Source organism: Stenotrophomonas sp. YJH_SMC_123 (assembly GCF_059368215.1).
In genome coordinates this window covers 231,952-246,502 of record NZ_JCAFRM010000007.1, presented here as the reverse complement: position 1 = coordinate 246,502, position 14,551 = coordinate 231,952, and the positions used below count along the sequence as shown (strand labels likewise).

General features: G+C 66.9%; 19 protein-coding genes and 1 other RNA gene. 7 read left to right on the top strand and 13 right to left on the bottom strand.

All coding sequences use genetic code 11. From position 1 onward, the window contains the following. Positions 1–17: 17 nt before the first annotated feature. Complete coding sequence (locus AC5P5W_RS16375; RefSeq protein WP_197575046.1) at positions 18–701, bottom strand: hypothetical protein; 684 nt, start codon at positions 699–701, stop codon at positions 18–20. A 108-nt stretch (positions 702–809) separates the two neighbouring features. Here AC5P5W_RS16375 and AC5P5W_RS16370 point away from each other — a divergent pair, with 108 nt between their 5' ends. The 3 genes from AC5P5W_RS16370 to AC5P5W_RS16360 all read left to right on the top strand — a co-directional run bounded on the left by AC5P5W_RS16370 (position 810) and on the right by AC5P5W_RS16360 (position 3,811). Beyond that, positions 810–1,628: an SDR family oxidoreductase gene (locus AC5P5W_RS16370; protein WP_014648303.1), complete on the top strand. Its 819-nt coding sequence runs from the start codon at positions 810–812 to the stop codon at positions 1,626–1,628. Positions 1,629–1,721: 93 nt separating this feature from the next. Continuing rightward, positions 1,722–2,714 (top strand): YiiG family protein, encoded by a 993-nt coding sequence (locus tag AC5P5W_RS16365; protein ID WP_046432348.1) that lies wholly within the window; start codon positions 1,722–1,724, stop codon positions 2,712–2,714. A 155-nt stretch (positions 2,715–2,869) separates the two neighbouring features. Then, a complete protein-coding gene (locus AC5P5W_RS16360; protein WP_046432346.1) occupies positions 2,870–3,811 on the top strand; it encodes a YiiG family protein in 942 nt (313 codons plus the stop codon). A 102-nt stretch (positions 3,812–3,913) separates the two neighbouring features. Here the strand turns inward: AC5P5W_RS16360 and AC5P5W_RS16355 are convergent, their stop codons facing one another. Further along, positions 3,914–4,786, bottom strand: a complete 873-nt coding sequence (locus tag AC5P5W_RS16355; RefSeq protein ID WP_014648300.1) for an ion transporter — start codon at positions 4,784–4,786, stop codon at positions 3,914–3,916. Positions 4,787–4,849: 63 nt separating this feature from the next. Between AC5P5W_RS16355 and AC5P5W_RS16350 the strand changes: the two genes are divergently transcribed. After that, positions 4,850–6,076, top strand: coding sequence for an acetylornithine transaminase (locus AC5P5W_RS16350; RefSeq protein ID WP_049440495.1), 1,227 nt, complete (start codon positions 4,850–4,852; stop codon positions 6,074–6,076). Between the two features lie 144 nt (positions 6,077–6,220). On the opposite strand, the gene AC5P5W_RS16345 is transcribed toward AC5P5W_RS16350, so the two are convergent. Continuing rightward, positions 6,221–6,823, bottom strand: coding sequence for an HAD-IA family hydrolase (locus tag AC5P5W_RS16345; protein ID WP_014648298.1), 603 nt, complete (start codon positions 6,821–6,823; stop codon positions 6,221–6,223). A 123-nt stretch (positions 6,824–6,946) separates the two neighbouring features. Between AC5P5W_RS16345 and azu the strand changes: the two genes are divergently transcribed. Beyond that, positions 6,947–7,396, top strand: coding sequence for an azurin (gene azu, locus AC5P5W_RS16340; RefSeq protein ID WP_032956045.1), 450 nt, complete (start codon positions 6,947–6,949; stop codon positions 7,394–7,396). Positions 7,397–7,468: 72 nt separating this feature from the next. On the opposite strand, the gene hemL is transcribed toward azu, so the two are convergent. After that, complete coding sequence (hemL, locus tag AC5P5W_RS16335) at positions 7,469–8,758, bottom strand: glutamate-1-semialdehyde 2,1-aminomutase (protein WP_049407023.1); 1,290 nt, start codon at positions 8,756–8,758, stop codon at positions 7,469–7,471. 16 nt (positions 8,759–8,774) lie between these two features. Then, positions 8,775–9,401, bottom strand: coding sequence for a thiamine phosphate synthase (thiE, locus tag AC5P5W_RS16330; RefSeq protein WP_126411326.1), 627 nt, complete (start codon positions 9,399–9,401; stop codon positions 8,775–8,777). A 34-nt stretch (positions 9,402–9,435) separates the two neighbouring features. Between thiE and AC5P5W_RS16325 the strand changes: the two genes are divergently transcribed. Further along, the gene (locus AC5P5W_RS16325) at positions 9,436–9,660 is read left to right on the top strand and encodes a rubredoxin (RefSeq protein ID WP_075076014.1); all 225 of its coding nucleotides are present in this window, start codon (positions 9,436–9,438) and stop codon (positions 9,658–9,660) included. Positions 9,661–9,700: 40 nt separating this feature from the next. Here the strand turns inward: AC5P5W_RS16325 and AC5P5W_RS16320 are convergent, their stop codons facing one another. The 8 genes from AC5P5W_RS16320 to AC5P5W_RS16285 form a co-directional block, all read right to left on the bottom strand. Next, positions 9,701–10,546: a SirB1 family protein gene (locus AC5P5W_RS16320; RefSeq protein WP_024957828.1), complete on the bottom strand. Its 846-nt coding sequence runs from the start codon at positions 10,544–10,546 to the stop codon at positions 9,701–9,703. A gap of 158 nt (positions 10,547–10,704) precedes the next feature. Next, entirely contained in the window at positions 10,705–11,151 is a 447-nt protein-coding gene (locus tag AC5P5W_RS16315) for a DUF192 domain-containing protein (RefSeq protein WP_014648292.1), read from the bottom strand. Positions 11,152–11,172: 21 nt separating this feature from the next. After that, a complete protein-coding gene (gene rpiA, locus AC5P5W_RS16310) occupies positions 11,173–11,820 on the bottom strand; it encodes a ribose-5-phosphate isomerase RpiA (protein WP_014648291.1) in 648 nt (215 codons plus the stop codon). Between the two features lie 22 nt (positions 11,821–11,842). After that, positions 11,843–12,322 carry an EVE domain-containing protein gene (locus AC5P5W_RS16305; RefSeq protein ID WP_014648290.1) on the bottom strand — a complete coding sequence of 160 codons (480 nt, stop codon included), beginning with the start codon at positions 12,320–12,322 and terminating at the stop codon, positions 11,843–11,845. Beyond that, positions 12,319–12,912 carry a 5-formyltetrahydrofolate cyclo-ligase gene (locus AC5P5W_RS16300; protein WP_134809239.1) on the bottom strand — a complete coding sequence of 198 codons (594 nt, stop codon included), beginning with the start codon at positions 12,910–12,912 and terminating at the stop codon, positions 12,319–12,321. Before AC5P5W_RS16300 ends, AC5P5W_RS16305 begins: the two co-directional genes overlap by 4 nt. Before the next feature lie 83 nt (positions 12,913–12,995). Beyond that, a non-coding RNA gene (gene ssrS, locus AC5P5W_RS16295) (6S RNA) lies at positions 12,996–13,181 on the bottom strand. Between the two features lie 153 nt (positions 13,182–13,334). Then, the gene (locus tag AC5P5W_RS16290; RefSeq protein WP_057493325.1) at positions 13,335–13,631 is read right to left on the bottom strand and encodes a cell division protein ZapA; all 297 of its coding nucleotides are present in this window, start codon (positions 13,629–13,631) and stop codon (positions 13,335–13,337) included. Further along, on the bottom strand, positions 13,628–13,849 hold the full coding sequence (locus AC5P5W_RS16285; RefSeq protein WP_005410898.1) for a TIGR02449 family protein: 222 nt from the start codon (positions 13,847–13,849) through the stop codon (positions 13,628–13,630). Before AC5P5W_RS16285 ends, AC5P5W_RS16290 begins: the two co-directional genes overlap by 4 nt. Before the next feature lie 153 nt (positions 13,850–14,002). Between AC5P5W_RS16285 and AC5P5W_RS16280 the strand changes: the two genes are divergently transcribed. Next, positions 14,003–14,551 carry a YecA/YgfB family protein gene (locus tag AC5P5W_RS16280; protein WP_014648288.1) on the top strand — a complete coding sequence of 183 codons (549 nt, stop codon included), beginning with the start codon at positions 14,003–14,005 and terminating at the stop codon, positions 14,549–14,551.

Genomic DNA, 14,551 nt, shown 5'->3' with positions numbered 1-14,551 from the left:
TACAGAGGCGGGTGACCTTACGGCGTCGCCGGCACCACCTGCTGGCCAATGAAGTTGCGCTTGGCGTCGAAGTCGTACGCGATCTGCAGCTGGCCCACATCCGGGCAGGCGTGGCAGTCGCGCAGCGGCGTGCGGTACAGCAGGCGGACGCCACCGTTCTCCAGCGGCGTGGCCCCGGCCGACTGCGCCGGTGCGAACGGCGTGGCCTGTGGGTGGTCCTTCAGCAGGGCCTGCACGGCGGGGTCGGCACGCAGGGTGTCGTCCAGCTGCACGGCATCCACATCGATGCGCTTGCCGGTGGCGTCGACCAGGCGGGTGCCCTCGTTGGTGTTGGCGCGGAACGGATACTCGACCGTCGCAATGCCCAGGCCTTCGTTCTCGTGCCAGGCCGTCACGTAGGCCAGCTCGCCCCCGGTGGACAGCTGTTCGGCGGCGGTGATCGCATCGGCGCTGGCGCCGCCGGCGCGCATCGCATCGCGCAGGCAATCACGCGTGGCGGCGTTCTCGCCCTGGCGGCAGGCGTTGAGGTCGCCATCCCACACCGCGGCCTCGCTCCAGCGCAGCTTGCCGTCGGCGGCGGCCTTCTCCGCGCTGGGCGTGTCACCGGCAGGTGGCTCCTTGCCCGGTTCCGGCGAACGGCCCTGGCAGGCGGTCAGCAGGGCAAGCCCCAGGGCAGGCAGCAACAGGCGGGAACGGCGCATGGCGTGGACCTCGTGCGTTGTCTGGAGGCCCAAGTATCGTCAAGGCCGGGTGAACTCCACGTCGGCGCGGCATACTAGCGGCTCATTGCATACGCTGGAGTGTGGGACGTGGGCAGCCTGCAGGGCAAAACGCTTTTCATCACCGGTGCCTCGCGTGGCATCGGCCTGGCCATCGCACTGCGCGCTGCGCGCGACGGCGCCAACGTGGCCATCGCGGCCAAGTCGTCGGTGCCGAATCCGAAGCTGCCGGGCACCATCCATACCGCGGCCGAAGCGGTGACGGCGGCAGGCGGGCAGGGCCTGGCCCTGAAGTGCGACATCCGCGAGGAGGAGCAGGTACACGCCGCAGTTGCGGCCACGGTCGATACCTTCGGTGGCATCGACATCCTGGTCAACAATGCCAGCGCGATCTGGCTGCGTGGCACGCTGGATACGCCGATGAAGCGCTTCGACCTGATGCAGCAGGTCAATTCGCGCGGCAGCTTCCTGTGCGCGCAGGCCTGCCTGCCGTACCTGCTGCAGGCGCCGAACCCGCACATCCTCACTCTCGCGCCGCCGCCGAGCCTGGAACCGAAGTGGTGGGGCGCGCATACCGGCTACACGCTGGCGAAGATGGGCATGAGCTTCGTCACGCTCGGCCTGGCCGCGGAATTCGGCCCGCAGGGTGTGGCGGTGAACGCGCTGTGGCCGCGCACGGTGATCGCCACCGATGCGATCAACATGATTCCGGGCGTCGATGCGGCCGGCTGCCGCACGCCGCAGATCATGGCCGATGCTGCGCACGCGGTGCTGGTGCGCGAGGCGGCGGGTTTCCACGGCCAGTTCCTGATCGACGATGACGTGCTGGCACAGGCGGGTATCACCGATCTGTCCGGCTATGCGGTGGATCCATCGCGTCCGTTGTTGCCGGATCTGTTCCTGGAGTGATCGCGCGTCGCCGGCAGAGGCCGAGGGCTGCGACCTTCGGCCTGCTGCGCTAGAATGCGCGGCTGTAATCGTTTTCAGCAAGGACGTGAACCCATGTCACGCACTCTTTCCGTCGCGGCGCTGGCCGCTTCGCTGTCGATTGTCCTGGCTGCCTGCGGCGGCAAGGCACCCGCAACCACTGGCGACGCCGGCCCTTCCAGCACGCCCGACGCCAGCGCGGCGCCGTCCGACGCACAGCAGCAGTTGACCGCCAAGCTCAACGCCTACATCGGCTGCTTCAACACGCTTGATTCGAAGACCCACGGCAGCATCGAGTCCTATACGCGCTGGATCAAGGACGTCGAGGCCGGCCCGAGCGGGCGCGAGACCCAGGTGTACGGTCCGTTCGAGATCAGCGATTACGACATGAAGCAGTGCGATGGCCCCGTGACCGAGGCGATGGCTGCCAAGCCGGCGCTGGCTGAGCTCGATGCCGCTGCTGGCCATTACCAGCAGGCGCTGAAGGCACTGGTGCCGCTCAGCAAGGACGCGCACGACTATTACGATCGCCAGGACTACGAAGACGACCAGTTCGCCAAGGGAAAGCAGCTGCACGCGCCCTTGATGGCCGCCTTCAAGGAGTTCGTGACTGCCAGCGAAACGTTCAACGCCGAGCTGGAGCGCCAGAACGACGCCGCCCAGCGCGAGCAGCTCAAGGTATTGGAACAGGCCGAGGGACGCACGCGCGAGTACTACCGTCTGGCAATGATGCTGGAAGCCAAGGCCATCATGGATCTGATGAGTGAGGATGACTTCGATCAGGCCAAGGCGCGCGAGCGCCTGGATGCGTTCAACCGCATTTCCGACGAAGCGCATGCGAAGGTGGCTGATCAGGAGCCGGGCAAGCTGGACTGGAACAGCTTCGAGCGTGAAGCCGAGAACTTCCGTCGCGAAGGCAAGGAGCGGCTGCAGCGCGTCAGCGAGAAAAAGCCTTACAGCGATTTCGAACGACGCATGCTGGATTCGCCCTCGATGGCGCCGCGTGGCTCCGCCAACAAGCTGATGCAGGAATACAACTCGCTGGTTTTCCAGAGCAACCGCCAGTAGCGAAGCTCAACGTTATTTTTGTCGCGATCGAGCAGGATGATTGCGACATGACGCGCCCCGCAGCCCCGAATGCCAGCACCTTCCCGAGGTGCTGGAGCGCGCGCCCGCGCCATGCATGAAGATGCCTGCAGTTTTCACTGGTGCAAGGAACTGATTTGAACGCATCCACACGCCTGATTCCCGTTCTCCTGCTTGGCGCGCTGGCCGGCTGCAACAACCCGGCGGGGCTGGCGGTCGCCGACCCCGGGCTGGGGAAGGTGAACGCCTACATCGAGTGTTACAACGGCGTCGAACAGCCCATCCGCGAGGGTTTCCAGACCTATACGGGCTGGATGAAGGATCCCGAGGCCGGCCCGACCGGCAAGGAAGCGCAGCCGCGTTCACCCGGCAAGCTGTTGTCGCACCGGGTCGACCATTGCGGCCAGCCGCTGACCGATGCGCTGGCAAAGACCCCTGCCACGCCGCTGGATGCACCAGCGCGACAGTACCAGCGGGCATTCCAGGCACTGAACACCCTGATCGAGCGTGCCGATGGGTACTTCACCCGCGAGGACTATCGTCGCGATGGTGGCGAAGGGATGCGCAGCCAGCATACCCCGCTGATGCAGGCCTATGCTGATTTCTTCAAGGCCAGCGAAGCGATGGATGCTGCGCTGGAAAAGAACGAGAACGATCGCCGCGCCGCCCAGCTGAAGCAGATCGAGGAAAGCGAAGGCCGCTCGCTGGCCTATTACCACCTGCGCCTTGTCGGCGATGGCAAGCAGCTGGCGATGGCGTTCCAGAGCGACGCACCGGACGTTGCGGCGTTGCGCGGCCAGCTGGCCGACTATCAGGCGCTGGTGACGGAAATCCAGAACAGTGGTGTCGGCAAGGACGACCCGATGTGGGGTCATGTGCAGCGTTCGGCCGACAAGCTGGTGCGTACCGCCGGTCGCGGTGTCGAGCGTCTGGAGCAGGGCAAGCCGATCACCGCCGATGCGTTGGCCGCCGAGCGCAAGGCGTCGGGCAGCTGGCTCACCACCGATCCTGAGGGCGCGCAGTCGACGATCCTGGATGCCTACAACGACCTGGTGACCACCAGCAACCGCATGCGTTGAGGAGGATCCACGCATGGCGTGGAGCTACCGAGGGTAGTGCCGGGTCACGCCCGGCACGCACCCTGCGGGTTTGGTAGTGCCGGCCGCTGGCCGGCATGTGCCTCAATGGCTGAATGCATCCGGTAGTTCACCCCCGCACTTGCGGCAATGCCGTGCATCCGGCTCGTGGCCTTCCAGCCCGCAGTGCGGGCAGCCACGCGCATCGCGGCGCGCGGCCAGCTCGGCTTCACGCATGGTGCTGGCCAGCTCCGCGGTGTAGATGCCGGTGGGCACGGCGATGATGCTGTAGCCGATCAGGATCAGCACCGACGTGACGAAGCGACCAAGCACGGTCTGCGGCACGATGTCGCCGAAGCCGACCGTGGCCATGGTCACCACCGCCCAGTACATGCTGGCCGGGATGTTGGTGAAGCCGTGTTCGGGGCCCTCGATCACGTACATCAGCGCGCCGGCGATGATGGTGATGGTGATCACCGTGAACAGGAACACCAGCACCTTGCGCCTGCTGCGCCACAGCGACGTCATCAGCACGCCGCTTTCCTCGATGTAGCGGGTCAGCTTGAGGATGCGGAACACGCGCAGGATGCGCAGCGCGCGTACCACCAGCAGGCTCTGCGCGCCAGGAATGAACATCGACAGGTAGGCGGGCAGGATCGACAGCAGGTCGATGATGCCCCAGATGCTCACCGCGTAACGCAGCGGGCGCTTGACCACGGCCAGCCGCAGCAGGTACTCGGCGGTGAAGATGATCGTGAAAGCCCATTCCAGGATGTACAGGCCGGTGGACCATTCGGCATGCAGGTGCTGCACGCTGTCGATCATCACCACCAGGATGCTGGCGACGATCGCCACCACCAGGATCAGGTCGAAATTGCGCGAGGGCCGCGAGTCGTGGCGGTAGATGATGTCGAACCACCGGCGGCGCCAGCCGGTCTCGGTGGCGGGGTTCAGCTGGGGGGCAGAAAACGGTCGCATGGGCGCATTGTGCCGCAGGGGTTCCGGCGCGAGAATGGGGATTCCTGAACCCTGCCGACTGCCATGACCGCCGCTACCGATCCGCTGATCTCCCTTTCGCACTATTACCTGCCGGTCTACAAGCCCCGCCAGGTGGTACTGGAGCGAGGCCAGGGCGCCCGCGTGTGGGACAGCCAGGGCCGTGAGTTCATCGACCTGGCCGCCGGCATCGCCGTGTGCGGGCTGGGCCACAACGATCCGGACCTGGTGGCCGCACTGGTCGAGCAGGCCGGCAAGCTCTGGCACACCAGCAACGTGTTCTACAGCGCACCGCCGCTGCACCTGGCCGAGGAGCTGGTGAAGGCCAGCCGCTTCGCCGAGCGCGTGTTCCTGTGCAACTCCGGCGCCGAAGCCAACGAAGTGGCGATCAAGATGGTCCGCAAGTGGGCCTCCAGCCAGGGCCGCCCGGCCGACAAGCGGGTGATCATCACCTTCCGTGGCAGTTTCCACGGCCGCACCCTGGGCGCGGTGACCGCCACTGCCCAGCCGAAGTACCAGGAAGGCTACGAGCCGCTGCCCGGCGGCTTCCGCTACATTGATTTCAACGATGAAGTACAGCTGGAAACCGCGATGGCCGCCGGCGACGTGGCGGCGGTGATGCTGGAGCCGATCCAGGGCGAGGGCGGCGTGATGCCGGCCAAGTCCGGTTTCCTCAAGCGCGTGCGCGAACTGTGCGACCAGCACAACGCACTGCTGGTGCTGGACGAGATCCAGGCCGGCATGGGCCGCACTGGCACGCTGTTCGCGCACTGGCAGGACGACGTGGTGCCGGACATGGTTACCCTGGCCAAGGCACTCGGTGGCGGCTTCCCGATCGGCGCGATGCTGGCCGGCCCGAAGGTGGCCGAGACCATGCAGTTCGGCGCGCACGGCACCACCTTTGGTGGCAACCCGCTGGCTGCTGCGGTGGCCCGCGTGGCGCTGCGCAAGCTGGCCTCGGCGGAGATCGCCGCCAACGTCAGTCGCCAGTCCAAGGCGCTGCGCGATGGCTTCGCCCGCATCAACGACGAGTTCGGTGTGTTCAGCGACGTGCGTGGTCGTGGCCTGATGCTGGGCGCGGTGCTGAGCAAGGACTTCGCCGGCCAGGCCGGTGCGATCCTCGACCACGCCGCCGAGCAGGGCCTGCTGACCCTGCAGGCCGGCCCGGACGTGCTGCGCTTCGTGCCGTCGCTGAACATCACCGACGAAGAAGTGGCCGAAGGCCTGAAGCGCCTGCGCGCGGCGATTGCCGCGTTCATCGCCGCGCGCTGAGGCCATCATGCCGGGGTCGGATCCCTCTCCTGCGGAGAGGGCTCTGACCCCGTTGCTGAGGAATGCCCGTAGAGCCGAGCCCATGCTCGGTTCATCGCGATGCCAGGCCACAGCAGCCGAGCATGGGCTCGGCTCTACAGTGGTTCACGCAATCCGGTAGCGCTTCAACACCTTGCCCAATCCCCGGCCATCGCGCACGGTTTCCGCGTGCAGGCCGGCAGCGCGCGCGCCACGCACATTGGCGAACAGGTCATCGACGAACAGCGTGCGCGAAGGTGCCACGCCCAGCGCTTCCAGCGTGCGCAGAAACACCGCCGGCGCAGGTTTGCGCAGGCCGAAATCCGCACTGCAGAACACGCGCGCCTGCAGGGCAGGAAACAGTTCCGGCAGCAGGGTGGGCAATGCCTGCTGCATCAGCGCGCCGTTGTTGGTCAGCACCGCGATTGGCAGTTGCAGGGCCTGCAATCGTTGCAACACGGCCGCCTGAGGATGGCTGGCGGCCCGTCGCGCCGCGGTCCATGCAGCCACATCGACAGTCGTGCCCAGAAGCTCTCCCAGCTGCGCCAGATAGGCCGGGCCATCCAGCGTGCCATTGTCATGCGCTGCTTCCAGCCCGCTGTCGTACAGCGCGGCCTGTACGGCGTGCGTCGGAACCTGCAGTGTCCGGGCCAGATGCAGCACGCGTTGCCCGCGCTGGTACTGCACCAGCACGCCATCCACATCCAGCAGCAACAGGTCGATCCGCATCGGCTGAGCATGCCATTGCGATGAGTGCGCGGGAAACCCTGGAGCTGGCATGCGACAGACGGTCGCAGACGGCGCCGCAGGGGGCTGCCTAGAATGGCGCTTGAATCCGCAGGAGATGCAATGATGAAGGCTTGGAGGGTGGCAGTGGGACTGGGTGCGCTGATGCTGGCGCCGTCGGCGATGGCGCGGGTGTGTGCGGTGAGCATCGACAGCACCGACCAGATGAGCTTCAGCAGCCGCGAGATCAAGGTTGCCGCTGATTGCACCGCCGTGGACCTGACCCTGCGCCATACCGGCAAGCTGGCGGTCACCGCGATGGGCCACAACTGGGTGCTGACCCGCAGCGCTGATTACCAGCCGGTGGCGATGGCGGGCATGCGCATGACCCTGGCTGACAGCTACCTGCCGAAGGCCGACAAGCGCGTGCTGGCGCACACCAAGGTGATCGGCGGCGGCGAGACCACGCGCGTGCGTTTCTCTACCCAGGGCCTGCAGAAAGGTGGCGACTACACCTTCTTCTGTTCGTTCCCCGGCCACTTCGCGATGATGAAGGGCAAGTTCCTCTTCGGTTAGAAAAAAAGGGGACGGAGGGGATTAAGTCGTTTGTGCACAAACGACTTAATCCCCTCCGTCCCCTTTTTGCGATCAGCCCTTGGTGGCCTTGAACGCCACGCGTGCAGCGGCGAGGGTGGCCTCGATCACCGCATCGTCGTGCGCGCTGGACAGGAAACCGGCTTCGTACGCCGACGGCGCCAGGAACACGCCCTGGTCCAGCATCGCATGGAAGAAGCGGTTGAACGCCGGGATGTCACAGGCAGTGGCCTGCGCATAGGTCTCCACCTTCTCGCTGGTGAAGAACAGCCCGAACATCGCGCCCACGCGGGTGGTGGTCACGGCCACGCCGGCTTCGGCGGCGGCCGCTTCCAGGCCGGCACACAGGCGCGCGGTGCGCTCGGCTAGGTCGGCGTGGAAGCCCGGCTGCTGGATCAGTTCCAGCATCGCCAGGCCGGCGGCCATCGCCACCGGGTTGCCGCTCAGCGTACCTGCCTGGTAGATCGGGCCGGCCGGGGCGATCTGCTGCATCAGCTCGCGGCGGCCGCCGTAGGCCCCGACCGGCATGCCGCCGCCAATGATCTTGCCGAAGGTGGTCAGGTCCGGGGTGATGCCGTAGTGCGCCTGTGCGCCGCCGAGGGCGACGCGGAAGCCGGTCATCACCTCGTCGAAGATCAGCAGCGCGCCATGCTTCGTGCACAGTTCGCGCAGGTGCTGCAGGTAGCCCTCGCGCGGCGGGATGCAGTTGGCGTTGCCGACCACCGGCTCGATGATCAGGCCGGCAATGTCGTCACCCTGCTGCGCGAACAGCGCAGTGGCCGCTTCGAAATCGTTGTAGGGCAGGGTCAGGGTCAGTTCGCTCAGCCCGGCCGGGACGCCCGGCGAGGTCGGCACGCCCAGGGTCAGCATGCCGCTGCCGGCCTTGACCAGGAACGAGTCGCCATGGCCGTGATAGCAGCCTTCGAACTTCACGATGCGGTTGCGGCCGGTCGCACCACGCGCCAGGCGGATCGCCGACAGCGTGGCCTCGGTGCCGGAGTTGACCATGCGCACCATCTCGCACGACGGCACCAGGCGGGTGATGGTCTCGGCCATGGTCACTTCGGCTGCGCACGGCGCGCCGAAGGACAGGCCGTTGTCGATCGCCTTCTTCACCGCCTGGCGCACGGCCGGGTGGTTGTGGCCGACGATCATCGGGCCCCAGGAACCGACGTAGTCGATGTAGCGGTTGCCGTCGACGTCGTACAGGTAGGCGCCGTCGGCGCGCTCGACGAAGAACGGTTCGCCACCGACCGATTTGAACGCGCGTACCGGCGAATTGACGCCGCCCGGCAGCAGTTGCTGGGCGCGGGAGAACAGGGCGTGGGACTGGTCGTGGTTCATGGGGCTTTCCTGGGCGTTACGCGAACTGGGCGAGGTAGGCGCGCTGGGTCGCGACCGGGTCTTCGGCGGCGAACACGCTGCTGACCACGGCGACCAGATCGGCGCCGGCGTCGATGATGGGACCGACATTGTCCGGCGTCAGGCCGCCGATCGCCACCCGCGGCACGCCCAGTGCGGCGCTTTGCCGCAGCAGGCCGGTATGCGCGCGGCTGCTGGTGACCTTGGTCGTGGTGGGGAAGAACGCGCCGAAGGCCACGTAGCTGGCGCCGGCGGCCACGGCCTTCTCTGCATTGGCCAGCTGGTCGTAGCAGGAGGCGCCGATGATGGCCTCGGCACCGAGCAGGGCGCGTGCGCTGGGGATGTCACCGTCGGTGCCGCCCAGGTGCACCCCCGCCGCGCCAACGGCTTTGGCGAGCGCCGGGTCGTCGTTGACGATCAGCGGCACGCCGTGTTCCGCGCACAGCGCCTGCAGGGCGGTGGCCTGCTCCCGCCGCAGCGCGTCACTGGCGGTCTTGTTGCGGTACTGCAGCCAGGTGGCGCCAGCGGCCAGCAGCGGCGCGGTACGGGCCAGCAGGCGTGCGGTATCGGGCTCGTCCGGGGTGATCAGGTAGACGCCGCGGGGCGCCGGGGAAGCAGAAGTCATCGATGGCTACCGGTGAGTGGACCGCGATGGGACAATGGCGGCCCGTGAATCCAGCCCTGATTATCCGATGAGCGATGCCACCCCCACCACCTTGCGCACCTGGATGTGCGTGGTCTGCGGCTTCCTGTACAACGAAGCGGAGGGCCTGCCGGAGGAGGGCATCGCGCCGGGGACGCGCTGGGAGGACATTCCGGAGACCTGGACCTGCCCGGACTGCGGGGTCACCAAGGCCGATTTCGAGATGGTCGAGGTCGATTGATGAGGGTAGGTGTGGACCGTTGGTCCACACACCGACACCCTCAATGCAGCCGCGGCATCGGTCCGCCGAGGTCGATCAGCTTCTCGCGCAGCCACTGCGCATCACTGGCTTCCGGGTTGCGCTTCAGGTACTGCCCCAGGTCGTGGCGGGCACCGGCCAGGTACTCCAGTTGCAGGTAGGCCAGGCCGCGGTCACGCAGCGCATCGTCCTGCTCCGGGGCGAGCTTCAGCAGGCGGTCGGCACTGCGCGCGGCGCGGTCCCATTCGCCGGCTTCGGCATACACGCCGTGCAGGTTGCGCAGCATGCGCATCAGGATCGCGCGCGCCGGCGCCGGGTCCAGAATCTGCGCCAGCACCTGGTCGTCGGGCATCTGCCCGCCCAGGTGTGACTTGGCGCGTTCGCGCAGTTCGTCCACGTCCAGCGGGCGACCACCATTGAACGGGTCCATCACCAGCACGCCGTCGTCCACCGGCAGGCGCACCAGGAAGTGGCCGGGGAAGGACACGCCGTCGAGCGGAATGCCCAGCCGCCGCGCGACTTCCATCTGCACCAGCGCCAGCGAGATCGGGTTGCCCAGCCGGCGCTCGAATACCTGGTTGAGGTAGCTGTTGCGCGGGTCGTAATACTCGTCGTGGTCGCCGCTGTAGCCCAGCTCGTCGAACAGGTGGCGGTTGATCGCCGCCATCTTCAATGGACTGTTGTCGATGCTCTCCACTTCCGAGCGGAGGTGGTCGACGTGGCTCTGGATCAGCGCATCGTAGGTCGACGGCTGCAGATCGGGGTATTCATCGCGCGCGATCAGCAGCGCGGTCGGCAACAGTGGCAGCGCCTCGTCTTCGAGGTCGGCCAGTGCATCCCAGTCGGGGAGTGTGATCCGGTCCTGCATGGCCACAGACTGGCGTCATTCGCAGGCCGTTTCAAGCGGTGCCGCGTGAAAAATGCAGGGGTCAGATCCCTTTCGCGTGCGAAGGGGATCTGACCCCTGCAGGGTTGCCGGCCAGCGGCCGGCACTACTGCGGGTGCCGGGCGCAGCCCGGCCGTACCTTACTTTTCGATGCCCGGGCCGAATTTCAGCTCCGTGCCGTCCTTCAACTGCAGCTTCTCGGCCTGGCCGGCGTTGAGTTCCAGCACGTAGCGCGCCGGGCCACCGCTGGGGTAGGGCGGGCACATGTCGCCGGCCGAGCACGGCGGTACGTCGCGCTGCTGGCTGACCAGCCTGCGCTGGCTGTCGAAGTACAGGATGTCCAGCGCGATCCTGGTGTTCTTCATCCAGTACGCCTGCATTTCTTCGCGGTCGTGGATGAACAGCATGCCGTGGTCGGCCGCCATCTGGTCGCGGAACATCAGCCCGCGCGCGCGGGTTTCGTCATTGGTGGCCAGCTCCACCTGGTAGCGGGCGCCATCCAGCTCGACCCAATGGCGGGCCGCGTCGGTGGCACAGCCGGCCAGGGCCAGCAGCGGAAGCATCAGCAGCGAACGCAACAGCGACATCGTCAGGATCCTTCGGAAGGGTCAGAGCACGACCGGCGGCTCGCCGCCGACGATCACCACGTCGGCGCGACGGCGCGCGAACAGGCCCACGCAGACCACGCCCGGCAGTTGGTTGAGCTCGCGCTCCAGCTTTTCCGGATCGGTGATCTGCAGGTTGTGGATGTCCAGGATCTGGTTGCCATTGTCGGTGACCACGCCTTCGCGCCAGGTCGGCTGGCCGCCGGTCATGTCGCGGATCTGCCGGGCGACCAGGCTGCGCGCCATCGGGATCACTTCCACCGGCAGCGGGAACCTGCCCAGCACCGGCACCTGCTTGCTCGGGTCGACGATGCAGATGAAGCGCTCGCTGGCCTCGGCGATGATCTTCTCGCGGGTCAGTGCGGCGCCGCCGCCCTTGATCAGGCACTTGTTCGGATCGCACTCATCGGCGCCGTCCACGTACAGCGACAGGTTGCCGCTGTGGTTCAGCTCGATCACTTCGATGCCGTGCTGCTTCAGGCGCGCGGTGCTCTGCTCGGAGCTGGACACGGCGCCCTTGATGCGGTGCTGGATGCGGGCCAGGGCATCGATGAAATAGGCCACGGTGGAACCGGTGCCGACACCGACGATCATGCCGTCTTCGACGTATTCGATGGCTTTCTCGGCGGCCAGGCGCTTGGCTTCGGACATGGGAGAACTCTCAGGCAGGGAATCAGGATTTCTTTTCCAGCGACAGCAGCAGCTTCCACTGCGCGGCGGTCACCGGGAACACCGACAGGCGGTTGCCCTTGGCAACCAGCGGGAAGCCTTCGCCCAGTTCCTCGGCGTGCAGCTTGATCTCGTCCAGCGCGATCACCTGCTTCAGCTTGCGGTCGAAGGCCACGTCCACCAGCATCCAGCGCGGGTTCTCGCGCGTGCTCTTGGGGTCGTAGTAGTCGGATTTTGGATCGAACTGGGTGTCGTCCGGATAGGCGGTGCTGGCCACCGTGGCCAGGCCGACGATGCCCGGCACCTTGGTATTGGAGTGGTAGAACAGGATGCCGTCGCCCACCTGCATGCCATCGCGCATGAAGTTGCGCGCCTGGTAGTTGCGCACCCCGTTCCAGGGTTCGACCTTGACCTTGGCCAGGTCATCGATGGAGAAGGCGTCCGGTTCGGACTTCATCAGCCAGTAGCGCTTGCGGGCGGTCATGCGTTCACGGGGGCAGCGGAGGGGAACAGGGTGCCGTCTTCGGTGCAGATCGCATCCACCGGCACGTCCCACGACGCCACCGGCAAGGACTCGACCTGCTGCACCGCGAACGCAGCACCGACCAGCCAGGGCGGCGCCGGCCGGTCATGGCGGAAGGCGAAGCTGCGATCATACCAGCCGCCCCCCATGCCCAGCCGCCGGCACTGTCCGTCGAAGCCCACCAGCGGGGCCACCACCAGCGCCATCTGCGCCGGTTCCAGCGTATCGTCCAGCGCTACGTCCGGTTCGGGAATGCCGTAGCGGTTGCTGGTCAGCGCCTGTCCCGGCCGCCACGGCGCGAAGCGCAGCACGTCGCCGGCCAGCACCGGCAGGCAGTAGGTGAGCCCTTCGGGCAGTTGCAGCTGCCAGCGGTGCAGGGCGATTTCGCCATCCAGCGCCCAGTAGCCGGCCACGGTGCCTTCGCGTGGGGCGAACGGCAGGGCGAGCAGGGCATCGGCAAGGGATTCGGCGGCAGCAATGCGCTCACCGGCGGAAAGGTCGCGGCGGCGTTGCCGCAGGTCGTGGCGCAGGGCCTGGCGCGGGTCGGTCATGGCAGCGTGCGGCAAGGATCAGCCGCCATTGTGCCGGAAAGAACAAGGGCGACGCCCGAAGACGCCGCCCTTGCTGGAATATTGCATTCTCCGCAATGTCGATGCATGCGAAACGACCTTGAACCCGGGGGCTCAAGTGGGAACGCTGGAGAACCATCGGGCTTCCCGCTACAAGGCGGACCTGCACTCCCGGCGCTGTCGCGCTCCCGGTGTCGTTCTTAAGGGACAAGGCGAATGTTTGCACATGCCGTCGAGTACCGCAGAGAACGCGTGGCCATTATAGCCAGCGTGCAGGATCTGGATAGGCCGTTCGTCGGCAACAGTCCGTGCCAATTCAGATATGCGAAAAGGGGACGGAGGGGATTAAGACGTTTCCGGCACGGATGGGGCGAATGCGCCTTAATCCCCTCCGTCTCCTTTTTCTAGGGGGGGCCGTCGATCGCGCGGTCGAGGCGCCTGTTCAGGTCGGCCAGCGTCTGCTGCAGGGCCACGGCCTGGCGGGCGTTCTCGTCGCGCAGCAGCTGCAGTTCGTGGGCCAGGTTCAGTGCGGCCAGCACGGCGACGCGGTCGACGGCGGCCATGCGGTTGCTGCCGCGGATTTCGCGCATGCGCGCATCGAGCAGGCGCGCGGCGGCCATCAGGCTGTCGCGTTCATCGCCGCCGACACCCACCGTGTATTCACGATCGAGGATGCGGACACTGACCGGTTCGGCGCTCATGTGTGCTGCTCCAGGGATTTGAGCCGGCTGATCATTGCTTCCACCCGCGAGCGTGCCTGCTCGTTCTTGGCCAGCAGCGTGGAACGCTCGGCCACCAGCTGTTCCTGCTGGTGGCGCAGGCTGCGGTTCTCCTCGGCCAGGCGCTGGTTGCGTTCGAGCAACGCTTCCACGCGGGCGGCGAAGTCCTGCAGCTGGGCAAGGGGATCGGCGGGTTCCATGCGGGCACGATAGGCAAGCCGGGCAAGGGCGGTCAAGCGTTGTCGCAGCAAGGCCTGGCGGCCGCAGAGAGGACGCCGCCGGGTTGCTACACTACGGGGTCTCACGGGCGCGCGCGTGCGCGCCCCGGGTTTCCTTTCCGAACGAGCCGCACGATGACCGAACTTCCCTCCGTCGACGACGTTACCCGCGCCAGCCAGGAACTGGGCCTGGGCGCTACCGCTGCCGAGCTGCACGGTGCGCTGTGTGGCTGGCTGGCCGCCGGTGGCGCCCCCGGCAACGACTGGCCGGCACGGGTGCTGGCCGACGACAACCTGCCGCCGGTGGCTGCCGACAGCGTGCTGGGGCAACTGCTGCAGGCGACCATCAAGCAGCTGGAAGACCGCGACTTCGCCTTCGAACTGCTGCTGACAGACGGCGACGATGTGTCCGCGCAGGCCGATGCCATGTTCAGCTGGACCCGCTCGTTCCTGGGGGGGTTCGGCCTGGGCAGCGGCGGCCGTCGCCCGACCTTGTCCGAAGAGGGTGAAGAAGCGCTGACCGACATGGCCAGCCTGGCACGCGCCTCCAGCGAGGATTTCGAAGCGGGTGGCGATGATGACGACGAAGCCCTGTCGGAGATCGAGGAGTTCATCCGCGTGGCGGTACTGCTGCTGCACGGTGACGTGGTGCTGGCCTCGCGCCATCGGCAGCGCCTGAACTGA